This window comes from Microbacterium sp. IO18, assembly GCF_049099505.1.
In the GTDB taxonomy this organism is placed as follows: domain Bacteria; phylum Actinomycetota; class Actinomycetes; order Actinomycetales; family Microbacteriaceae; genus Microbacterium; species Microbacterium aurugineum.
The window spans coordinates 14,288-35,658 of the sequence record NZ_JBMJAF010000002.1 but is presented as its reverse complement, the minus strand read 5'-3'; the positions used below and the strand labels follow the sequence as shown (position 1 = coordinate 35,658).

General features: G+C 68.9%; 22 protein-coding genes and 1 riboswitch. Of the genes, 21 read left to right on the top strand and 1 reads right to left on the bottom strand.

All coding sequences use genetic code 11. The features are described from left to right. Positions 1-40: 40 nt before the first annotated feature. The 5 genes from ACLF6J_RS11785 to ACLF6J_RS11765 all read left to right on the top strand — a co-directional run bounded on the left by ACLF6J_RS11785 (position 41) and on the right by ACLF6J_RS11765 (position 4,012). On the top strand, positions 41-1,135 hold the full coding sequence (locus ACLF6J_RS11785) for a histidinol-phosphate transaminase (RefSeq protein ID WP_197055679.1): 1,095 nt from the start codon (positions 41-43) through the stop codon (positions 1,133-1,135). Continuing rightward, on the top strand, positions 1,132-1,749 hold the full coding sequence (gene hisB, locus ACLF6J_RS11780) for an imidazoleglycerol-phosphate dehydratase HisB (RefSeq protein ID WP_047524324.1): 618 nt from the start codon (positions 1,132-1,134) through the stop codon (positions 1,747-1,749). Before ACLF6J_RS11785 ends, hisB begins: the two co-directional genes overlap by 4 nt. Next, complete coding sequence (hisH, locus tag ACLF6J_RS11775; protein ID WP_047524325.1) at positions 1,746-2,381, top strand: imidazole glycerol phosphate synthase subunit HisH; 636 nt, start codon at positions 1,746-1,748, stop codon at positions 2,379-2,381. Before hisB ends, hisH begins: the two co-directional genes overlap by 4 nt. A 103-nt stretch (positions 2,382-2,484) precedes the next feature. After that, a complete protein-coding gene (priA, locus tag ACLF6J_RS11770; protein WP_047524326.1) occupies positions 2,485-3,231 on the top strand; it encodes a bifunctional 1-(5-phosphoribosyl)-5-((5-phosphoribosylamino)methylideneamino)imidazole-4-carboxamide isomerase/phosphoribosylanthranilate isomerase PriA in 747 nt (248 codons plus the stop codon). Next, the gene (locus ACLF6J_RS11765) at positions 3,215-4,012 is read left to right on the top strand and encodes an SseB family protein (protein ID WP_134351670.1); all 798 of its coding nucleotides are present in this window, start codon (positions 3,215-3,217) and stop codon (positions 4,010-4,012) included. The genes priA and ACLF6J_RS11765 overlap by 17 nt, the downstream gene beginning before the upstream one ends. A gap of 28 nt (positions 4,013-4,040) precedes the next feature. Here ACLF6J_RS11765 and ACLF6J_RS11760 read toward each other — a convergent pair whose 3' ends face one another. Further along, the gene (locus tag ACLF6J_RS11760) at positions 4,041-4,439 is read right to left on the bottom strand and encodes a DUF1844 domain-containing protein (protein WP_047524328.1); all 399 of its coding nucleotides are present in this window, start codon (positions 4,437-4,439) and stop codon (positions 4,041-4,043) included. 232 nt (positions 4,440-4,671) lie between these two features. Between ACLF6J_RS11760 and infC the strand changes: the two genes are divergently transcribed. The 16 genes from infC (at position 4,672) to ACLF6J_RS11680 (ending at position 21,332) form a co-directional block, all read left to right on the top strand. Continuing rightward, complete coding sequence (infC, locus tag ACLF6J_RS11755; RefSeq protein ID WP_081997100.1) at positions 4,672-5,316, top strand: translation initiation factor IF-3; 645 nt, start codon at positions 4,672-4,674, stop codon at positions 5,314-5,316. Between the two features lie 73 nt (positions 5,317-5,389). Beyond that, positions 5,390-5,584 carry a 50S ribosomal protein L35 gene (gene rpmI / locus ACLF6J_RS11750; protein WP_017828564.1) on the top strand — a complete coding sequence of 65 codons (195 nt, stop codon included), beginning with the start codon at positions 5,390-5,392 and terminating at the stop codon, positions 5,582-5,584. Positions 5,585-5,617: 33 nt separating this feature from the next. Beyond that, entirely contained in the window at positions 5,618-6,004 is a 387-nt protein-coding gene (rplT, locus tag ACLF6J_RS11745; protein WP_047524330.1) for a 50S ribosomal protein L20, read from the top strand. 117 nt (positions 6,005-6,121) lie between these two features. Further along, positions 6,122-6,934 carry a TrmH family RNA methyltransferase gene (locus tag ACLF6J_RS11740; protein WP_134351668.1) on the top strand — a complete coding sequence of 271 codons (813 nt, stop codon included), beginning with the start codon at positions 6,122-6,124 and terminating at the stop codon, positions 6,932-6,934. 34 nt (positions 6,935-6,968) lie between these two features. Beyond that, positions 6,969-7,640, top strand: coding sequence for a response regulator transcription factor (locus tag ACLF6J_RS11735; protein WP_421076896.1), 672 nt, complete (start codon positions 6,969-6,971; stop codon positions 7,638-7,640). A gap of 3 nt (positions 7,641-7,643) precedes the next feature. Beyond that, on the top strand, positions 7,644-9,020 hold the full coding sequence (locus ACLF6J_RS11730; protein ID WP_134351666.1) for a sensor histidine kinase: 1,377 nt from the start codon (positions 7,644-7,646) through the stop codon (positions 9,018-9,020). Then, on the top strand, positions 9,017-9,982 hold the full coding sequence (locus ACLF6J_RS11725) for a TAXI family TRAP transporter solute-binding subunit (RefSeq protein WP_244093472.1): 966 nt from the start codon (positions 9,017-9,019) through the stop codon (positions 9,980-9,982). The genes ACLF6J_RS11730 and ACLF6J_RS11725 overlap by 4 nt, the downstream gene beginning before the upstream one ends. A gap of 256 nt (positions 9,983-10,238) precedes the next feature. After that, a complete protein-coding gene (locus tag ACLF6J_RS11720) occupies positions 10,239-10,985 on the top strand; it encodes an amino acid ABC transporter ATP-binding protein (RefSeq protein WP_194239376.1) in 747 nt (248 codons plus the stop codon). 56 nt (positions 10,986-11,041) lie between these two features. Continuing rightward, complete coding sequence (locus ACLF6J_RS11715) at positions 11,042-11,947, top strand: glutamate ABC transporter substrate-binding protein (RefSeq protein ID WP_047524335.1); 906 nt, start codon at positions 11,042-11,044, stop codon at positions 11,945-11,947. A 60-nt stretch (positions 11,948-12,007) separates the two neighbouring features. Then, positions 12,008-12,655: an amino acid ABC transporter permease gene (locus tag ACLF6J_RS11710; protein WP_047524336.1), complete on the top strand. Its 648-nt coding sequence runs from the start codon at positions 12,008-12,010 to the stop codon at positions 12,653-12,655. Beyond that, a complete protein-coding gene (locus tag ACLF6J_RS11705; protein WP_134351664.1) occupies positions 12,652-13,578 on the top strand; it encodes an amino acid ABC transporter permease in 927 nt (308 codons plus the stop codon). Before ACLF6J_RS11710 ends, ACLF6J_RS11705 begins: the two co-directional genes overlap by 4 nt. Positions 13,579-13,629: 51 nt before the next feature. Continuing rightward, on the top strand, positions 13,630-14,670 hold the full coding sequence (gene pheS / locus ACLF6J_RS11700) for a phenylalanine--tRNA ligase subunit alpha (RefSeq protein ID WP_047524337.1): 1,041 nt from the start codon (positions 13,630-13,632) through the stop codon (positions 14,668-14,670). Further along, on the top strand, positions 14,670-17,180 hold the full coding sequence (gene pheT, locus ACLF6J_RS11695; RefSeq protein ID WP_134351662.1) for a phenylalanine--tRNA ligase subunit beta: 2,511 nt from the start codon (positions 14,670-14,672) through the stop codon (positions 17,178-17,180). The genes pheS and pheT overlap by 1 nt, the downstream gene beginning before the upstream one ends. Before the next feature lie 73 nt (positions 17,181-17,253). After that, positions 17,254-18,216, top strand: a complete 963-nt coding sequence (locus ACLF6J_RS11690) for an NAD-dependent epimerase/dehydratase family protein (RefSeq protein WP_134351660.1) — start codon at positions 17,254-17,256, stop codon at positions 18,214-18,216. Between the two features lie 6 nt (positions 18,217-18,222). Further along, positions 18,223-18,316, top strand: a riboswitch (TPP riboswitch). Then, positions 18,307-19,155: a hydroxyethylthiazole kinase gene (gene thiM / locus ACLF6J_RS11685; RefSeq protein WP_134351658.1), complete on the top strand. Its 849-nt coding sequence runs from the start codon at positions 18,307-18,309 to the stop codon at positions 19,153-19,155. (Overlaps the previous riboswitch by 10 nt.) After that, positions 19,152-21,332: a bifunctional hydroxymethylpyrimidine kinase/phosphomethylpyrimidine kinase gene (locus tag ACLF6J_RS11680; protein WP_134351656.1), complete on the top strand. Its 2,181-nt coding sequence runs from the start codon at positions 19,152-19,154 to the stop codon at positions 21,330-21,332. The genes thiM and ACLF6J_RS11680 overlap by 4 nt, the downstream gene beginning before the upstream one ends. Positions 21,333-21,371 lie beyond the last annotated feature (39 nt).

Here is a 21,371-nt window from a genome sequence, read left to right as displayed (position 1 = left end):
TCACCGGGATGTGCGTCATCCGCCCGACCAGCGGCCTAGCATGGGAAGGGTGACGCTCTCCCTCCACGATCTGCCGCTCCGTGACGACCTTCGCGGGCTGAAGCCGTACGGTGCCCCGCAGGCCCCTCTCCCGGTCGCTCTCAATGTCAACGAGAACACTCATCCGATCCCGGAGGCGGTCGCGAGTGACATCCTCGACGACATCGCGGTGGCGATCCGCGACGTGAACCGGTATCCGGACCGGGAGTTCACGACGCTTCGCGAGGCGTTCGCGGATTACCTCGGTCATGGGCTCACCGCCGACCAGATCTGGGCGGGCAACGGATCCAACGAGGTGCTGCAGCACATCCTGCAGGCGTTTGGAGGACCCGGGCGCACCGCCTTCGGGTTCGCGCCCACGTACTCGATGTATCCGCTCATCGCGCAGGGAACGGGGGCACGGTGGATTGCCGGCACCCGGGAGCCCGACTACTCGATCACGCCCGAGGATGCGGCGGCGCAGGTACGCGCTGCTGACCCCGATGTGGTCATCCTCTGCTCGCCGAACAATCCGACCGGGACGCCTCTCGGTCTCGATGTCGTCGAAGCCGTCTACGACGCTGCGCGCGGCGTCGTCATCGTCGACGAGGCGTACCAGGAGTTCGCTCCGCACGACGCGCTCTCCGCGCTCACGCTCCTCGAAGGGCGGCCTCGCCTCGCGATCTCCCGCACCATGAGCAAGGCATTCGCGTTCGCGGGCGCGCGGGTGGGCTATCTCGCGGCCGATCCTGCTTTCATCGACGCCCTCCGCCTGGTCCGACTGCCGTATCACCTCAGCGCGCTCACACAGGCCGCCGCCGTCGCTGCGCTACGTAACGCCGACGTGATGCTCGGCATGGTCGAGGAGATCGTCGAGCAGCGCGACAGGATCACCGCGACGCTAGAGGCCCTCGGCTACACGCCGCACGAGACGTGGTCGAACTTCGTCCTGTTCGGAGGAGTCGCCGACCCGCGCGCGACCTGGCAGCAGTTGTACGACCGTGGTGTGCTGGTGCGCGACGTCGGCATCCCCGGGCACCTCCGAGTGAGCGCAGGAACCGAGTCCGAGACCACCGCATTCCTCGACGCCTTGGCCTCGATAGGATCGGCATCATGAGCAGCCCCGCACTGACCCCGCGCACCGCCAGCCGTGTGCGCAGCACGTCGGAGTCCACCGTCGAGCTCGAACTGAACCTCGACGGGACCGGTGCGAGCCGTATCGACACTTCGGTGCCGTTCTTCGACCACATGCTCACCGCCTTCGCGAAGCACTCGCTCACCGACCTGACGGTACGGGCCTCGGGCGACACGGACATCGACGCGCACCACACCGTCGAAGACGTGTCGATCGTGCTCGGACAAGCCATCCTCGAAGCGCTCGGCGACAAGTCGGGCATCTCGCGGTACGGCGATGCGCTCGTGCCCCTCGATGAAGCCCTCGCGCAGGCGGTCGTCGACATCTCCGGGCGTCCGTACCTCGTGCACACCGGCGAGCCGGCCGGGTTCGAGCACCACCTGATCGGTGGACACTTCACCGGGTCTCTCGTGCGCCACTCGTTCGAGGCCATCACCTTCAACGCCGCACTCACGGTGCACGTGCGCGTCCTCGGCGGGCGCGACCCGCACCACATCGCCGAGGCCGAGTACAAGGCCTTCGCGCGCGCCTTCCGCCAGGCCAAGGCTCTGGACCCGCTGGTCGACGGCATCCCGTCGACCAAGGGTGCGCTGTGAGCAGCGCGCCCCGCGTCGCCGTCTTCGACTACGACTCCGGCAACGTCCACTCCGCGGTGAAGGCACTGGCCGAGGCCGGCGCGGATGCGGTGCTCACCCGAGACCGTCAGACGGCTCTCGAGGCCGACGGACTACTCGTCCCCGGCGTCGGTGCGTTCCAGGCCGTCCGTGAGGCACTGCGTACCCACGGCGGCGACGAGATCATCGACCGGCGGTTGGCCGGGGGGCGGCCGGTGCTCGGGATCTGCGTCGGCATGCAGGTGCTGTTCGAGCACGGTGTCGAGCGCGGACACGACACCGCGGGGCTCGGCGAATGGCCGGGGGCGGTCACCGAACTGAACGCTCCCGTGCTCCCGCACATGGGGTGGAACACGGTCGAGCCCGGCGCGGACAGCGTCCTGTTCCGCGGGCTCGAGAAGGAGCGGTTCTACTTCGTGCATTCCTACGCCGCACAGTCGTGGGAGCTCGATGTGATCCCGCCCTTCCCGCAGCCGGTCCTCACCTGGACGACGTACGGCGATCCGTTCCTCGCCGCCGTCGAGAACGGCCCACTCTCGGCCACGCAGTTCCACCCGGAGAAGTCGGGCGAAGCGGGCATCCAACTGCTGCGCAATTGGATCGGCAGCCTCTGACTCCTCCCGTGGACGTCATCCGTTTTGTCACCCGCCCTCGGGCGGACTACCCTCGGTTCTCGTGCCCGCTCCGGGCCGCAGAGCTTCCCGAACCAAGGAATCCATGAACGACTTCGCGCAGTCTCCCTCGCTCACGCTCCTTCCCGCGGTCGATGTCGCCGGTGGCAAGGCCGTCCGGCTGACCCAGGGGGAGGCCGGGACCGAGACCAGCTACGGCGACCCGTTGGACGCGGCGGGTGAGTGGGCGGCGCAGGGCGCCAAGTGGATCCACCTGGTCGACCTCGATGCGGCGTTCGGCCGGGGGAGCAACGCGCCGATCCTGCGCAAGGTCATCAAGCAGTTCAAGGGTGTGGACATCGAGCTGTCCGGCGGCATCCGTGACGATGCGACCCTGGAAGCGGCTCTCGAGAGCGGGGCCGCCAGGATCAACCTGGGCACCGCCGCGCTCGAGAACCCCGAGTGGGCCGCCGACGTGATCGGCCGCTACGGCGAGGCGATCGCGGTCGGCCTCGACGTGCGCGGCACGACGCTCGCCGCCCGCGGATGGACCAAGGAGGGCGGAGACCTCTGGGAGGTCCTCGGTCGTCTCGAAGACGCCGGCTGCAGCCGCTACGTGGTCACGGACGTGACGAAGGACGGCACGCTTCGCGGTCCGAACCTCGAACTGCTGCGCGAGGTCACCGCCCGCACGCCGAAGCCGGTCGTCGCATCCGGAGGCATCTCGAACCTCGATGACATCGCCGCGCTCCGTGCGCTCGTGCCGCTGGGTGTCGAGGGTGCGATCGTCGGCAAGGCGCTCTACGCCGGCGCCTTCACACTGGCTGAGGCCCTGGATGTCGCAGGAGACTGACGCGCACTCCTGCGGGCCCGAGTCGCACAGCCACGGCGACTCCGCCGGTGTCCCCTGGGAGGGGCGCAGCTTCGAGTCGAACCCGCACGCGGCGGACGACGGCTCCGCGGACCCCGCCCTGCTGGCCGCTCTGCTCCGCTTCCGTGCGGGGGAGGGGAGTCAGGTCGAGGTCGTCGACGCGTTCCGTTCCGCGCGCGTGCTGATCCCGCTCATCGCCGAGAAGGGCGAGGAAGGCGTCGCGCCCAACGGCCTGCCGGTCGACAAGACGCAGGAGCTCTCGATCGTCACGGTCGCCGCTCCCGACGGGCGTCGCGTGCAGCCGGTCTTCTCGTCCGTCGAGACGATGCAGGCGTGGGATGCCACGGCGCGACCGATCCCGGTCGAGGCGCTCCGTGCCGCCTTGGCGGCTTCCGCTGAAGACACCGATCTGATCGTGCTCGACCCGACCTCCGAGACCGAGTTCGTCATCCGACGCCCCGCCGTCTGGGCGATCGCTCAGGGGCACCCGTGGGTGCCGAGCTTCCTCTCGACCGAGGTGGTCTCCGCGCTGCAGGAGAGCGTCGCGCACGAGCTGGCGGTGATCGATGTGGCCGTCGCTGCCGGCGACCCCGACGCGCGCCTGCGTGGTCCGGAGCTGGTCGTGATCCTCGAACTGGTCGATGGGCTCGAGCGCGAGGTGCTCGATGCTGTTCTCGCCCGCCTCGCCCAGCGCTGGGCGTCCGATGACCGCATCGCCGTGCTCGCCGACTCACTGACCGTGAAGCTCCGCCGCAGCGCCTGAGCGTCGCGTCTCGCTTGCGTTCCGGCTGTCAGTTGACCGGACCGGTCCACTTCTCGCCGGGTCCCTTGCCGATCGGGTCGGGGATGGAGGAGGCCTCGCGGAAGGCGAGCTGAAGCGAGCGGAGACCGTCGCGCAGCGAGCGTGCGTGCATGTCGCTGATCTCGGGGGCGCCGGCGGTGATGAGTCCGGCGAGGGCGTTGATGAGCTTGCGCGCCTCGTCGAGATCGAGCTGGGCTGCCGCGTCCGGGTCGTCGGCGAGGCCGAGTTTGACGGCAGCCGCGCTCATGAGGTGCACGGCCGCGGTGGTGATCACCTCGACAGCGGGGACGTCGGCGATGTCTCGGGTGGCCGACGACGCGGCTTCCTCCTGACGTGCCCAGCGCTCTTCGCGCTCGCGTGCAGCCTCGTCCGATGCCTGGTTCGTCACTTCGCCTTGCTTTCTGTTAGACTTTGGCGGGCTCCGGAGCGTCATGCTCCGGATCGAAAGAGGATTCACTTCCCACCCGCGCTTGCCGTTCAAGGCTACCGGGTCTTGCACTCCACCGGCTCCGTTCGCAAAGACGGACCCGGTAGACAGGGTGCGGAGCCGGCGTCTGAATGCCGGTGGGCGGGGACGATTCCGATTTCGCCCGTGATGCAGAGAGCGTCGCGGTGGCCGAATCACATCGTCTAAGGAGTTCCGCATCAGCGATCCCCGTACCAATGAGCGCATCCGCGTCCCCGAGGTCCGCCTCGTCGGCCCCGCGGGTGAGCAGATCGGCGTCGTCCGCATCGAGGCCGCGCTGCGCCTCGCACAGGAAGCCGATCTCGACCTCGTCGAGGTCGCCCCGAACTCGAAGCCGCCCGTCGTCAAGATCATGGACTACGGCAAGTTCAAGTACGAGGCCGCCCAGAAGGAAAAGGAAGCTCGCCGCAACCAGGCGAACACGATCCTCAAGGAAGTCCGCTTCCGTCTGAAGATCGAGGCGCACGACTACACGACCAAGCTCAAGCGCGCCGAGGGCTTCCTCAAGGCGGGCGACAAGGTCAAGGCCATGATCCTGTTCCGCGGTCGCGAGCAGTCGCGTCCCGAGCAGGGTGTGCGTCTGCTGCGCAAGTTCGCCGAAGACGTGGCCGAGTTCGGCACCGTCGAGTCGAACCCGACCATCGACGGTCGCAACATGGTCATGGTCGTCGCGCCGCTCAAGAGCAAGTCGGAGGCCAAGCAGGAGCAGAACGCCGTCCGCGATGCTCAGCGCGCCGACAAGAAGCAGGCTGCTCGCGACGCGAAGGCCGACGCCCCGGCCGCAGCTCCGGCGGAGTAGCTCCCGCCCCCAGAACTCCCGCACCGCGGGTTGACACCGTCGCCTGAGAAGGCGCCATACGAAGGAAGAGAAGATGCCGAAGCAGAAGACCCACTCGGGTGCTAAGAAGCGCTTCAAGATCACCGGTAGCGGAAAGCTGAAGAAGCAGCAGGCCGGGATGCGCCACAACCTCGAGCACAAGTCGAGCCGTCGCACCCGTCGTCTGAACCAGGACCAGGTGCTGTCGAAGGCTGACACCAAGGTCGCGAAGAAGCTTCTCGGCCGCTGACGCGTCCGAACGCACGAATAGGAACACAGGAAAATGGCAAGAGTCAAGCGGGCAGTAAACGCCCACAAGAAGCGCCGGGTCATCCTCGAGCGCGCCTCCGGTTACCGCGGTCAGCGTTCGCGCCTCTACCGGAAGGCCAAGGAGCAGGTCATCCACTCCCTGGTCTACTCGTACCGGGACCGTCGCAAGCGCAAGGGCGACTTCCGTCGCCTGTGGATCCAGCGCATCAACGCTGCGGCTCGCCAGAACGGCATGACCTACAACCGCTTCATCCAGGGCCTCGGCCTCGCGGGTGTCACGGTTGACCGTCGTATGCTCGCCGACCTCGCGATCAACGACGCGGCGACGTTCACGACGCTCGTCGAGACGGCGAAGAAGGCTCTGCCCTCCGACGTCAACGCGCCGAAGTCGGCTGCGTAAGCACCTCTTCACACAGGGCGCTCTCCTTCGGGAGGGCGCCCTGTGGCGTTTCTCGGGGGAGGGTGGCCCTTGCGTGGATGGTGCGGGAACCGGCTGTGCGTTCCCTAGACTGTGATCGTGCTGGAGAACCCGCGTTCGCCCCGAGTCCGTGCCGTCGCCAAGCTGACCAAGCGCAGCGCGCGCACCGAGACCGGCCTGTTCCTCCTCGAGGGGCCGCAGTCCGTTCGTGAGGCGCTCACCTACCGTCCGGAGGCGATCGTCGAGCTGTTCGCGACACCGAGCGGCTGGGAGAAGCACCCCGACATCCGGGGGAAGGCTGCTGACGCCGACATCGACGTCGAGTATGTGACCGAGTACGTGCTCAACGCGATGGCCGACACGGTGACTCCGCAGGGGCTGGTCGCGGTCGTCCACCAGACGCCGACATCGGTGCGTGACATCTTCGAGGCCTCTCCGCGACTCGTGGCGATCTGCGAAGAGGTCCGCGATCCCGGGAATCTGGGCACGATCATCCGTGCCGCCGACGCCGCGGGTGCCGATGCGGTCGTGCTGACGGGGCGAACCGTCGACCCGTACAACCCGAAGGTCGTACGCGCCACGACCGGTTCGCTGTTCCACCTCCCCGTGTCGGTCGGAGGTGATCTCGCCGACGTGGTCACCCGTGCGCACGCGGCAGGCCTCCGCATCCTTGCGGCAGACGTGAAGGGTGACGACCTGCTCGTAGCCCGAGCGGAGGGCACTCTCGCCGAGCCGACCGGCTGGCTCTTCGGCAACGAGGCCCGTGGTCTCGAAGACGATGCGCTCGCGCTCGCCGATCGGGTGCTGAAGCTGCCGATCTTCGGTCGCGCCGAGTCTCTCAACCTGGCGACCGCCGCCAGCGTGTGCCTCTACGAGAGCGCCTTCGCTCAGCGGGCGGACTCCGCCGGCTGAGCGAAGCACACGAAGGAAGCGGGAAGCCGAGTCGATGAGGATTCTGATCGTCGAAGACGACGACCGGGTCGCCGGCGCGCTCGAAGCGTTCCTCGCCCGCTCCGGCTACGCCACCGTTCGTGCCGCGGACGGCGCGGCAGCGCTGGAACTCCTCGGTGCGGACACCGAGGTCGTCCTCCTCGATCTGGGGCTTCCCGACGTCGACGGCATCGATCTGTGTCGCCGCATCCGCGGGCGGTCGGAGGTGCCGATCGTGATCGTGACGGCGCGCAATCAGGTCGCCGAGCGCATCAAGGGACTGCGTGCGGGCGCGGACGACTTCGTGGTGAAGCCGTATGACGTGCATGAGCTCCTCGCCCGGATCGAGGCCGTGACCCGACGATCGCGTCCGATACGCCCGGAGTCCGACGCGCGGGTCCTGCTGCACGGCGGTGAGCTGCATATCGATCTCGTGGCACGTCAACTGTCGGTCGACGGGGTGCCGATCGACCTGACGCGCAAGGAGTTCGACATCATCGCCGTGCTGGCGCGGTATCCGGGCGTCGCCGTGCCGAAGGAGCGTCTGATCCGCGAGGTATGGAACACGGACTGGCGGGGCTTCGGCCACTCGCTCGAAGTGCACGTCGGGGCGATCCGGAAGAAGAGCGGGGCCCGGGGTCTCATCGAGACCGTCCGCGGAGTCGGCTACCGGCTGGCGGGCTCCTGAGCCATGCGCCGGCGTCTGGTCATCGTCTTCCTCGTGCCCCTCGTGGCGATCCTGGTCGCGCTGGGAGGCGCCGCGGGCTGGAGCGCTGCGCGCAGTGTCCAGCAGGCCTTCTACACGCAGCAGCTCGGTGATCTCGGCTACTTCGTCACGAGCGCCCGGCAGGCCCTTCGCTCCGGCAGCGCCGCGGTGATCGAGGCGGAGGCGGCGAGGTTCCGGGAGGTCTACGGGATCGAGGTCACGGTGTTCGACCTGGGCGGGAGCATCTGGGCGGCGGGCGACGACAGCTCAGGGGTGCTCGCGGAGGAAGACGCGGAACGAGTCAGACTGGCGCTGTCCGGCCGGCGCGCGGAGCAGCCCGCGGCGGTGTACCCGTGGACGGTCGCCGATGCCGCCCTCGCCGAGCCGGTGTTCGACGACGGGGATGTGATCGGGGCGGTGCTGGTCGCCGGTGACGCCGACGCGCCGCGCGCGGCGATCCTGCAACAGCTTCTGCTCATCTCCGCCATCGCGCTGGTGCTGATCGCGCTCGGAGTGCTGCTGGTGTTCCGTCTCGCCCGGTGGGTCCTCTCGCCGGTCGGGCGGCTCGACGAGGCGATGGCGGCGATCGAGCGCGGCGAGATGGATGCGCGTGTCGCGGAGGATGCCGGTCCACCGGAGCTGCGTCGCATGGCCAGGGTGTTCAACGGGATGGCCGACCAGATCGAGCGGGTGATGACCCGACAGCAGGAGTTCGCGCTCAACGCCTCGCACGAACTGCGCAACCCCCTCAACGCTCTCCTCCTGCGCGTCGAGCACCTGGCGACCGGACTCGGACGCGAGTGGGACGACGACGTCGAGGAGACGCGGGAGGAGGGACGCCGGATGACGAGGATCCTGGAGACGCTGCTCGGCCTCGCCCGCGGCGGACGCACCGATTCGACCATCTCCGCGGTCGACCTGGCGACGCTGGCAGCCCGTCGTCTCGACGCCTGGCGGGACGTGGCAGGACAGCGGGGGATCTCGTTGCAGACGTCAGGGGAGTCGTCCGTCATGAGCGTCACCGACCGGACGATCGTGGAGAGCGCGTTGGATGCCGTCATCGACAACGCCGTGAAGTACTCGCCGGAAGGTTCGGGCATCGAGATCGGTGCGGAGCGCTCGGGTGACGTCTGCCGGGTCACGGTCCGCGATCACGGGCCCGGGCTGACGCCGGAGCAGGCGGCCGCGGCGACGGACCGGTTCTGGCGGAACGCCGACACTCAGGACACGCCCGGTTCCGGTCTCGGGCTCGCGATCGCAAGCGACCTGCTCGAGACCGTCGGCGGGGAACTGACGGTCTCGTCGGCCGAGGGCGGCGGTCTCCTCGTCTCCCTGCTGCTCCACGACAGGACGAGGCCATGACCGCGCCGGTGCTGCGGCGACTCACCGCCGGCCTCCTCTCGTTCCTCCTGGTGGGAGCGTTGGCCGCGTGCAGTCAGCGCGCGAACGAATGGACCGACGGGGAGTACGTGATCGCCGCCGGCGGGTCCACCGGCGTCTACTACGACTACGGCAGTCATCTCGCCGAGGAGCTGTCGGGCTCGCTGGACATCGCGATGTCGGCCGACGAGACGGCCGGATCCGTCGACAACCTGTTGCGCGTGAGTTCCGGAGAGGCCGTGATCGGGTTCGCCCAGGGCGACGCGGCCGCGGATGCCGTGGCGGGAACGGGCGCGTTCGATGACCCGCTCCCGGTGCGCGCTCTCGCGCGTCTGTACGACGAGTACGTGCAGATCGTCGTGCGCGGGGACTCGGAGATCGACGACATCGGCGACCTGGCGGGTCGGACGATCTCGCTCGGGGCGGAGAACTCCGGGGTGACGGTGATCGCCGGACGCGTGCTGGACGCGGCCGGCGTCGACATCGCCACGATCCGGAACCCGCAACTCGACCTCAGCGAGTCCATCGACGCGATGGGGCGGGGAGAGATCGACGGCTTCTTCTGGGTCGGCGGATTGCCCACACCCGGCGTGGCGGAACTCGCCGACACCTCCTCCGTCCGGTTGCTCCCGATCGAGCAGGAGTGGGTGAACGAGGTGAACGACCGATACTCGCACGCGTACCGACCCGCGGAAGTGCCGGCGGGGACCTACGGACTCGTCGCCTCCGCGCCGACCATGGCGGTGCCGAACTATCTCGTCACGGCGTCCACCACCCCGGACGCCGTCGCGAGGGACATCCTCGCCGGACTGTTCGAAGCACGCCTGCGTCTCGCGGCAGAGGTGCCCACGGCCGCGCTGCTGGACCGTCGCTCGGCGATCTTCACCGCCCCGGTCCCGCTGCATCCCGGCGCGATCGACTACTACCGGGACTTCCGCGGCTGACGCCTCAAGAAATCCTCAAGAAGTCTGACACCGGGCTCGACGCTCTGCCAAGGTGAGGTCGATCGCACACGATCGGATCCTGCTGCTCAGCTGTCGTTGGGGGGCGAGGCGGCAGGACCATCCCGCGGCCCGTGGGGGCGGGCCGTGGGGTACCCATGCAGAGCTGCATTGGTGCCGCGATCAGGTGATTACGAACGTGTAAATCTCACCGATGACCCTGGAACCCGGGGTACGACGTGGCTAGCTTGGAGAAATGATGACCTCTGATACCCCGCTCGTGGTGGTCGAGAACGTCCAGAAGCACTACGGCGAGTTCCAGGCGCTCACCGACATCGACCTGAGCGTGAACCCGGGAGAGGTCGTGGTCGTGATCGGCCCGTCCGGCTCCGGCAAGTCGACGCTGTGTCGCACGATCAACCGCCTCGAGACGATCACCAGCGGCAGCATCCGCATCGACGGCAAGGAGTTGCCCGCCGAGGGCAAGGGGCTCGCTCACCTGCGGGCGGACGTCGGCATGGTGTTCCAGTCGTTCAACCTCTTCGCCCACCTCACCATCCTCGAGAACGTGACCCTCGGTCCGATCAAGGTCCGTGGGCTCAAGAAGGCCGATGCCGAAGCCGAGGCGATGCTCCTGCTCAAGCGCGTGGGCGTGGAGCAGCAGGCGTCGAAGCTCCCGGCTCAGCTCTCGGGTGGTCAGCAGCAGCGCGTGGCGATCGCCCGTGCTCTGGCCATGCAGCCCAAGGTCATGCTGTTCGACGAGCCGACCAGCGCCCTCGACCCGGAGATGATCAACGAGGTCCTCGACGTCATGGTCGAGCTGGCCCAGGACGGCATGACGATGATCGTCGTCACCCACGAGATGGGCTTCGCTCGCAAGGCCGCCGATCGCGTCGTCTTCATGGCCGACGGACGGATCGTCGAGGAGGCCAAGCCCGAGGAGTTCTTCACGAACCCGAAGAGCGACCGCGCCAAGGACTTCCTCTCGAAGCTCCTCACGCACTGACGGCCCCCACACCGACCACACAGACCCTGCACACACAGCACACGAAGGAGACGCACATGCGACGCACACGGACACTGGCGGGCATCGGAATCGCGGCGACAGCACTGCTCGCGCTCACGGCCTGCAACAGCGGCAGCCCGTCGACGCCCGGTGGCACCGATGGCGGTGACGCCGGAGAGGACAGCACCTGGTTCGAGGTCGCGACCGACGTCCAGCTCGAGGGCAGCCCCACGTTCGACAACATCAAGGACCGCGACCAGGTCGTCATCGGTGTCAAGGAAGACCAGCCCGGTCTCGGCTACCTCGACGTGACCACCGGTGAGCGCACCGGATTCGATGTCGACATCGCCCGCTGGATCGCCGCCTCGCTCGGCTACGACGAGGACAAGATCGAGTTCAAGCCGATCGCCTCCGCCAACCGCGAGCAGGCCATCGTGAACGGCGACATCGACTACTACGTGGGCACGTACTCGATCACCGACAAGCGCAAGGAGCAGATCGCCTTCGCCGGCCCGTACTTCATCACCGGGCAGGGACTGCTCGTCGCGGCCGACGACGACACCATCAAGAGCGAGGATGACCTGAACGCCGACACCACCGTGTGCTCGGCCACCGGCTCCACGCCCATCCAGAACATCCGCGAGAACTACCCGGATGTCCCCACCAAGGAGTTCGACCTGTACTCGGCATGTGTCGAGGCGCTGCTCTCCGGCGAGGTCCAGGCGGTCACGACCGACCAGGCCATCCTCATCGGCTACGCGGCTCAGGACCCCGACAACCTGAAGGTCGTCGGTGAGCCCTTCACCGAGGAGCGCTACGGTGTCGGCCTGGCGAAGGACGACGCCGCGCTGCAGGAGTTCATCAACACGATGTTCACCGATGGCGGCGACATCTGGCAGGCGATCTTCGACAAGAACCTCGGATCGTCCGGCATCGAAGTCAGCCAGCCGGCCGTCGACTGATCGAACAGAGGGGGCGGCTCCAGGGCCGCCCCCTCTCCGAATCGTGAAGGGGAGGGTGGCGTGGACGTCATCTTCGGAAACCTCGACCTGTGGGGCGAAGCGCTCAAGAACACGCTGATCATCTTCTTCGGCGGTGGACTGCTCGCGCTCATCCTCGGGATCATCGTCGGGGCGGCCCGCGTCTCACCCGTGCCCATCGCGCGTGGTGTCGGCACGGTGTACGTGAACCTGATCCGCAACACCCCGCTGACCCTCGTCTTCTTCTTCTTCATCTTCGGCTACCCGCAGCTCGGGCTGCCGAAGCTCAGCACCACGGTGCTGGGCATCCTGGCCATCGGCATCTACACGGCCACCTACGTGGCGGAGGTGCTGCGCGCCGGTATCAACACCGTCCCCGTCGGACAGGCGGAGGCGGCCAGGGCGATCGGCCTCCCGTTCGGACAGGTGATGACTCTGGTCGTCCTCCCGCAGGCGTTCCGCTCGGTCGTGCCACCCATGATGAGCGTCTTCATCGCGCTTCTGAAGAACACCACCGTCGCGGCGGGCTTCTCGATCCTCGAGCTCGGAGCCGTCCGCTCCTACCTCAGCGAACGCGGAGAGAACGCGCTTTCGGTGCTGCTCTGGGTGGCCGTCATCTTCGTCGCGCTCGTCCTGCTCCTCAGCTGGCTGCAACGGTATCTCGAGAACAAGTGGAGGATCGCGCGATGACTTCCGTCCTGTACGACGTCCCGGGCCCCAAGGCGATCCTGCGCAACCGTCTGATCGGTGTCGCCACCGTCGTCGTGGTGCTCGCCCTGCTCGGTTTCATCGGCTACCGCTTCTCCGTGAGCGGACAGTTCGACGCGTCCCGGTGGTACGTCTTCACCTTCAGCGCCGTCTGGGAGCAGATCTTCGGTGCACTCGGCCGAACTCTCGCGGCGTTCGGGCTCGCAGCGATCCTCGCCATCGCGCTGGGGTTCGTGCTCGCCATCGGTCGGATGTCCGATCATGCCTGGGTGCGTGTCCCCGTGACGGCGATCACCGAGATCTTCCGAGCCGTGCCGGTCCTCGTCTTCATGATGCTGCTCTACTACGGTCTGCCCGTCGCCGGCGTCAAGATGGACCCGTACTGGGCCGTCGTCCTCGCGCTCATGGCGTACAACGGATCCGTCCTCGCCGAGGTGCTCCGCGCCGGCGTCGAATCCCTGCCCCGAGGGCAGAAAGAGGCCGGCTACGCGATCGGTCTGCGCAAGAGCGGCGTGATGCGTCTGATCCTGCTGCCGCAGGCGATCCGGGCGATGCTCCCCGTGATCGTGGCTCAGCTGGTCGTGACGATGAAGGACACCGCGCTCGGTTTCATCATCACGTACCCCGAACTCCTCTACTTCGCGAAGCAGCTCACGTCTCAGCAGGGACGCCCCGTGCTGCAGTCGGCGTTCGTCATCGGCGGCATCTACATCATCATGTGCCTGATCCTGTCCGGGATCGCCAAGTGGCTGGAGATCCGCACCCGGCGCTCGCCGCGTGGGCACGACGGCGTTCCGGCCGGCGGCGTGGATCCGCGTCCGCACCAGGACGGCACCGATACCGAACTGATCACGCTGCAGCGCGGTGGGGGAGGGTTCGGCGGACCACCGCCTCAGGGCATCTGATCCGGTTGCGCCGTCGGTCGGTGGGGCGACGCGCCGGTAGACTCGACTCTCGTGTCAGAGTCTCCTGAAATCACCCCGGAAGCGGTCGAAGCCGCGGTCGCCGATGCCCTCGCGGCGATCGCCGCAGCTGCCGACACCGCCGAGCTGAAGGCGGCCCGCGCCGCACACGTCGCCGACGGATCGCCGCTCGCGGTCCTGAACGCCTCGATGCGACAGGTCGCCCCCGAGAACAAGGCCGCGTTCGGCAAGCTCGTGGGGCAGGGACGCGGGCAGGTGACGAAGGCGCTCGCCGCCAAGGAGGCCGAGCTCGCCGAGGCGGAGGTCGCTGCGCGACTCGAGGCCGAGCGCATCGACATCACGGCTGTGCCTTCTCGCACCCGCGTCGGTGCCCGGCACCCGCTCACGCTCCTCCAGGACCAGGTCTGCGACATCTTCGTCGGCATGGGCTGGGAGATCGCGGAGGGACCGGAGCTCGAGCACGAGTGGTTCAACTTCGACGCCCTGAACTTCGACGTCGACCACCCCGCGCGCCAGGAGCAGGACACGTTCTATGTGGACCCGACATCGCGCCATCTCGTGATGCGCACCCACACGAGTCCCGTGCAGGTGCGCTCGATGCTCGACCGCGAGGTGCCGATCTACGTGCTGTGCCCCGGGCGGGTGTACCGGACCGATGAGTTCGACGCCACGCACCTGCCGGTGTTCACCCAGTTCGAGGGCCTCGTGATCGACAAGGGCATCACGATGGCGCACCTCAAGGGAACCCTCGACCACTTCGCGAAGCTGCTCTTCGGCCCCGAGGCCAAGACGCGCTTCCGCACCAACTACTTCCCCTTCACCGAGCCCTCCGCCGAGCTCGACCTGTGGCACCCGACCTTCAAGGGCGGCGCGCGCTGGATCGAGTGGGGCGGCTGCGGCATGGTCAACCCGAACGTGCTGCGCGCGGCCGGGATCGATCCGGAGGAGTACAGCGGCTTCGCGTTCGGCATGGGCATCGAGCGGGGCCTGATGTTCCGCAGCGACGTCCAGGACATGCGCGACATGGCCGAGGGTGATGTCCGATTCAGCGAGCAGTACGGGATGGTGGTGTGATGCGCGTCCCGCTTTCGTGGCTGCGTGAATACGTCGATCTGGCAGCGGATGCCACGCCCGAGGACGTCCTCGGCGCGCTGGTGACCGTCGGCTTCGAAGAGGAGGACGTGCACCGCTTCGACATCACGGGTCCCGTGGTGGTCGGACAGGTCGTGTCGCTCGAGGCCGAGCCGCAGTCCAACGGCAAGACCATCAACTGGTGCCAGGTGGATGTGGGCGAGGCGAACGGCGGCATCCGCGGCATCGTCTGTGGTGCGCACAACTTCGTGGCCGGTGACAAGGTCGTCGTGACGCTGCCCGGTGCCGTGCTGCCCGGCCCGTTCCCGATCGCCGCGCGGAAGACCTACGGTCACGTTTCCGACGGCATGATCGCGTCCGCGCGGGAGCTGGGCCTCGGCGACGAGCACAACGGCATCGTCGTGCTGTCCGATCTCGGCATCGATGCTCCTGTCGGTACCGACGCGATCGCGCTGCTCGGTCTCGACGACGTGGCAGTGGAGATCAACGTCACGCCTGACCGCGGCTACGCGTTCTCGCTGCGCGGTGTGGCCCGCGAGTACGCGCACGCCACCGGAGCGGACTTCCGCGATCCCGCCGAGCGTGACTTCGCCGAACTGCAGCCGGGCACCGGCCACACCACCGTGGTCGACGACACCGCGCCGGTCCGTGGCCGTGTCGGTGCGAGCGAGTTCGTGACCCGCGTCGTCCGGGGGGTCGACCCCTCGCGCCCGACTCCGCCGTGGATGGTCGCGCGGCTCAGCCTCGCGGGCATGCGTTCGCTGGGCGTGCTGATCGACATCACCAACTACGTGATGCTCGAACTCGGCCAGCCGCTGCACGGATACGACCTCGACAAGCTCACCGGCGGCATCACCGTGCGGCGTGCGACCCCGGGCGAGAAGATGACCACGCTCGATGGCGTCGAGCGCGCGCTGCACGTGGAAGACCTGCTCATCACCGACGAGTCGGGTCCGATCGGCCTCGCCGGTGTCATGGGCGGCGGCACGACGGAGATGAGCGACACCACCAGGAACGTGCTCATCGAGGCCGCGACCTTCGACCCGACGACCATCGCCCGCTCGGCACGCCGTCACAAGCTGCCCAGCGAGGCGTCCAAGCGCTTCGAGCGCGGTGTCGACCCGCTCATCCCCTTCGCGGCCGCGCGCCGGGCGGCTGACCTGATGGTCGAGCTCGCCGGTGGCACGCTCACCGAGGAGGGCGGCGCACTGTTCGCCGAGGTCTTCGTCGGCGAGATCGAGCTCCCGGCCGGATTCGTGCCGGGTCTGATCGGCGTCGACTACACCGACGACGAGATCACCGGGGCGCTGACCACCATCGGCGCCGACGTCACCGCTTCCGAGACAGGGTCCGGCTGGATCGTGATCCCGCCGACCTGGCGTCCCGACCTGACCGACAAGTGGACGCTCGCCGAGGAGGTCGCCCGCATCCACGGGCTCGACCGCATCCCCTCGGTGCTGCCGACGCCGCCGTCCGGTCGCGGGCTCACCGCGCATCAGCAGGGTCGCCGTCGCGTGGCCGATGCCCTGGCCGCCGCGGGGCTCGTCGAGACACCGTCGTTCCCGTTCACCACCGAGGTGCAGAACGACCTGCACGGTTCCGCGTCGGGGGAGCACCTGCCGAGCATCCGCCTGGCGAATCCGCTCGATGGCCAGGCGCCCTCCCTGCGTCGATCGCTCATCCCCGGTCTACTGCAGACCGCGCACCGCAACATCTCGCGCGGGCTCACCGACCTCGCGATCTTCGAGACCGGTGTCGTGTTCCTGCCCGAGCCCGGTGTGGAGTACGGCACGGAGGATGTGCCGCCCCTGGGGGAGCGCCCGTCGGAAGAGACGCTGGCCGCGCTGAACGCCTCGATCCCGCCGCAGCACCGGTTCGTCTCGGCGCTGCTCACCGGCCACGTGTCACCGCGCCAGCCCGGTCGCCCGGCCGAACCCGCCGGTCTGGTCGAGGCGCTGGACGCCGTCCGTGTGATCGCCGCCGCCGCCGGAGTCGAGATCGACGTCGTGCAGGCCGAGCGCGCCGCACTCCACCCCGGCCGCACCGGATCCCTCCGGATCGCCGGGGATGAGGTCGGCTACGTCGGCGAGCTGCACCCCGCGGTGGCGGAGGGGGCCGACCTCCCCGGCCGTGCGACCGTGTTCGAGCTGGACCTCGACCGCGTCCTGTCGCTCGCGGGCGGCCGTGTCGTGGCCGCGTCGCTGTCGACGTTCCCTGCTGCCACGCAGGACGTCTCGTTGACGCTGTCGGCCGAGGTGCCCGCCGCGGATGTACAGGCGGCCCTCGCCGAGGGCGCCGGTGCGATGCTCGAGTCCGTGCGTCTCGTCGACGACTACCGCGGGGAGGGGGTGCCGGAAGGCTCCAAGAGCCTGACGTTCGCTCTGCGGTTCCGCGCCGACGACCGCACCCTCACCGCTGCGGAGGCCACCGAGGCCAAGCTCGCGGGCGTCGCGGTGGCGGCCGAACGGTTCGGGGCGGCGCTGCGCGACTGAGCACTGCCCCGGGCGCAATCTGCTCTGAGCGGAAGCTCTTTCGCGGGTGGTCGATTCCTGCTGACATGAAGCCATGTCGAATGTGCTGATCCTCGGCGGTACGGGCTGGCTCTCGGGGCGGATCGCGCGTCGATGGGTCGATGCCGGTGCGGCAGTGACCTGTCTCGCCCGCGGAACACGACCTGCGCCCGAGGGTGCCGAGCTCGTGCGCGGAGACCGGGAGGCTGCCGAGGCGTACGACGCACTCGCGCAGCGCGACTGGGACCATGTGGTCGACATCTCCTCGCAAGCGTCGCACGTCGCTCGTGCCGTCGACGCTCTCGGTGCGCGCGCGGCACGGTGGACCTATGTGTCCTCGATGTCGGTGTACGCCGATGATGAGACGGTCGGGGCCGACGAATCAGCTCCCCGTCATCCGCCCGCCCGTCCCGGAGACGTCTACGAGTACGGGGCGCAGAAGGCCGCGGCCGAAGACGCCGTCTCGGCGCTCGGAGCGCGGGCGTTCATCGTGCGCCCCGGGCTCATCGTCGGGGACGGAGATCCGAGCGACAGGTTCGGATACTGGGCGGCGGCGTTCACGCGCGCCGGCGCGGAGCCTGTGCTGCTGCCACCGCTCGAGGGGAGAGCTGCGCAGGTGATCGATGTCGACGACCTGGCCGAGTTCATCGTCACGGCGACTCGGAGCGGCGTGGTGAACGCGATCGGTGACAGGCATTCGCTCTCCGACGTGCTGGAGGCGGTACGTTCGGCAGCAGGGCACACCCGTGACACGGTCGTCGCTGACGAGGACTGGCTCGTCGCTCGGGAGGTCGAGCACTGGGCCGGACCGCGTTCGCTTCCGCTGTGGCTGCCGCCGGAGATGACGGGATTCATGACGCGGTCCAACGCAGCGTTCCGTGCGTCGGGAGGCTCGCTCCGCGCCCTCGCCGACACGATCGGGCGGGTCCTCGTCGACGAGCGCGCCCGCGGCGTCGATCGGCCGCGCCGTGCCGGACTCACCCGGGCGGAGGAACGCGCGCTCCTGACCGATCGCTAGACTGCGAGCAGTGACACGGGGTGCCGCATCCGCGGCTGAGAACAGACCCGTCGAACCTGATCTAGTTCGTACTAGCGAAGGGATGTCGCGATGAGCGATCTTCTGCGTCCTGAATCCACCACCGATCTCGTCGGCTCCGCCGCGGCGCTGTGGGAGGTGGTGCGTGAGGCTCCGCCCTTGACGCATTGCATCACCAACGCGGTCGTCACGGGGTTCACGGCCAACGTGCTGCTCGCCGCCGGTGCGGCACCCGCGATGGTCGACATCGTCGGCGAGGCCGAGCTGTTCGCCGGGGTCGCCTCCGGCCTGCTGATCAACCTCGGTACGCCCACGCCGGAGCAGCGGGCTGCGATCCTCGAAGCCGTCGCCGGCGCGACCGCGTCCGGGACACCGTGGGTGCTCGATCCGGTCGCGATCGGCACCCTGCCGATCCGCACGGCGCTGGCGCATGACCTGGCGAATCAGCGACCGACCGCGATCCGAGGCAACGCCTCCGAGATCCTCGCCCTCGCCGGCGTCAGCGCGGGTGGCCGAGGCGTCGACGCGACGGACAGCACGGATGCCGCTGCCGATGCTGCGACTGCCCTGGCGACGAGGACGGGTGCCGTGGTCGCGGTCTCGGGGCCGGTCGACCTCCTCACCGACGGCGAGCGGGTCCTGCGACTCGCGAACGGTCATGAGCTCCTGACCAGGGTCACCGGTGGTGGTTGTGCCCTCGGCGCGGTCATGGCCGCGCTCCTCGGCGCCGCCAGGGTGACGGGGCACGATGCGCTCACGGCGGTCGCCGCCGCGAGCCTCGGATACACGATCGCTGCCGAGCATGCCGCAACGACAGCACGGGGTCCGGGCAGTTTCGCGGTCTCGCTGCTGGATGCACTCGCAGCGCTGCGCCCGGAAGACCTCGTCGCCGAGGCTCGCGTCGAGAGCGGTGCACGGTGACCGTTGATCTCTCGCTCTATCTCGTGACCGATCCCGAGCTCTGCGGTGATCGTGGTGTCGTCGAGACCGTCCGTCAGGCTGTGGAGGGTGGTGTGCGCGTCGTCCAGGTGCGGGACAAGACCGCGACGGAGGCCGAGATCGTCGAACAGCTGATCGCGGTGTCGCGGGTGATCGACGGACGGGCGCTCCTCGTCGTGAACGACCGGTTGGATGCTGCCGTCGCCGCCCGCGAACGGGGTGCGCGCGTCGACGGCGTGCATCTGGGGCAGGGCGATGCGTCCGTGCGGCGGGCGCGCGAGGTACTGGGACCCGATGCGCTGATCGGCCTCACGGCGAACAGTGCCGCGCACCTCGAGGCCGTGCTCGCCCTGCCGGTGGGGACGGTCGACTACCTGGGGGTCGGCGTGATCCGTCCCACCGCGACGAAACCGGATCACCCGGCGCCGCTCGGAGTCGACGGATTCCGTGACTTCGTCGCACGCAGTTCTCTCCCGTGCGTCGCGATCGGCGGTGTGGGGCTCGACGATGCCGAGGCACTGCGGGATGCCGGTGCAGCCGGCATCGCCGTGGTCTCGGCGCTGTGCGCGGCGGAAGACCCCGCGGCGACCGCCCGTGCTTTCCGGCGGCGGTGGCTCGCAGGTTCCGTTCCGCGTGTGCTGAGCATCGCCGGGAGCGACCCGTCCGGTGGCGCAGGGATCCAGGCCGACATCAAGTCGATCGCGGCCAACGGCGGATACGGCATGGCCGTGCTCACCGCACTGACCGCGCAGAACACCCAGGGCGTGCGCGGCGTGCACGTGCCGCCGGCGGAGTTCCTCCGCGCCCAACTCGACGCGGTGTCGGATGACATCGTGATCGACGCGGTGAAGATCGGGATGCTCGCCGACGCCGAGGTCATCCGGACGGTCGCTGCCTGGCTCGACCGGGCCCGTCCGCCGATCGTCGTCCTCGATCCGGTGATGGTGGCGACTTCGGGGGATCGGCTGCTGGAGCCGGATGCGGAGCGGGAACTGCGGGATCTGCTCCGTCGCGCCACGCTCGTGACCCCGAACCTGGCCGAGCTCGCCGTGCTCTCGGGGCGCGACGTCGGGGACTGGTCGGAGGCGATCGCCGCTGCGGAAGACCTGTCGACGGATGTCGGGGTCGCCGTGCTGGTCAAGGGCGGACATCTCGCGGGGAACGACGCCCCGGATGCGCTGATCGACGCTCGTCACGGGCGACGTCAGGAGTACAGCGGGACGCGTATCGTCACCTCGAGCACCCACGGCACCGGCTGCTCGCTCTCCTCTGCCCTCGCCACGCTGTCGGCACGGGGTCTGGAGCCGGAGCAGGCGGTCCGCGCGGCGCGGAGCTGGCTGCGTGAATCGCTCCGTGCGGGGGAAGCACTGCGGGTGGGGCGCGGGCACGGCCCCATCAACCACTTCTCCGGACTGTGGGCACGGGCGGACACGACGAGCGGAGTCGCTGCGTCGGAGGTCGCTGCCTCGGAGGTCGCTGCCTCGGAGGTCGCTGCCGAGTGGTGGGAGCGCATCGCCGACGTCCGCACACAGATCGACGAGTTGCCGTTCATCCGTGCTCTTGCAGACGGCTCGCTGGAGCGCGAGCCCTTCCTCGCGTACCTCGCGCAGGATGCCCTGTACCTGCGCGAGTACGCCCGGGTGCTGTCGGAGGCGGCGCGACGAGCCCCGACATCGGCTGAGCAGGCGTTCTGGGCGCATTCCGCCCACGGCTCCATCGTCGGCGAGCTCGAGCTCCATGCGTCCTGGTTGACGCCGCAGCAGGGGGTGAGCGCGGCGACGTTCGCCGCGGAGCCGTCGGCGGCGACCACGGCCTACCTCGATCACCTCAGGTCGGTCGCATTCGGCGGGGACTACGCCGAGATCGTCGCAGCCGTCCTTCCGTGCTTCTGGCTCTACACCGACCTCGGCCGGCGCCTGCGTGCCGGGGAGTTCGGCGAGTACGCGCGGGATCCGCAGCATCCCTTCGCCTCCTGGCTCGCGACATACGCCGACCCTGCGTTCGAGGAGGCGACCGAGACGGCGATCCTCTACGCCTCCGGAGCAGCCGCACGGGCGGACGCCGCGACCCGCGCGAGGATGAGCCGCGTGTTCGAGGTCTCGAGCGCGCACGAGCTGGCCTTCTTCGCCGCACCGATGGAGTTCTCGCCCGCCGGATGACGGCCCGGATTTGCGGTGGCCGCCGGGGCCGCGCTACTG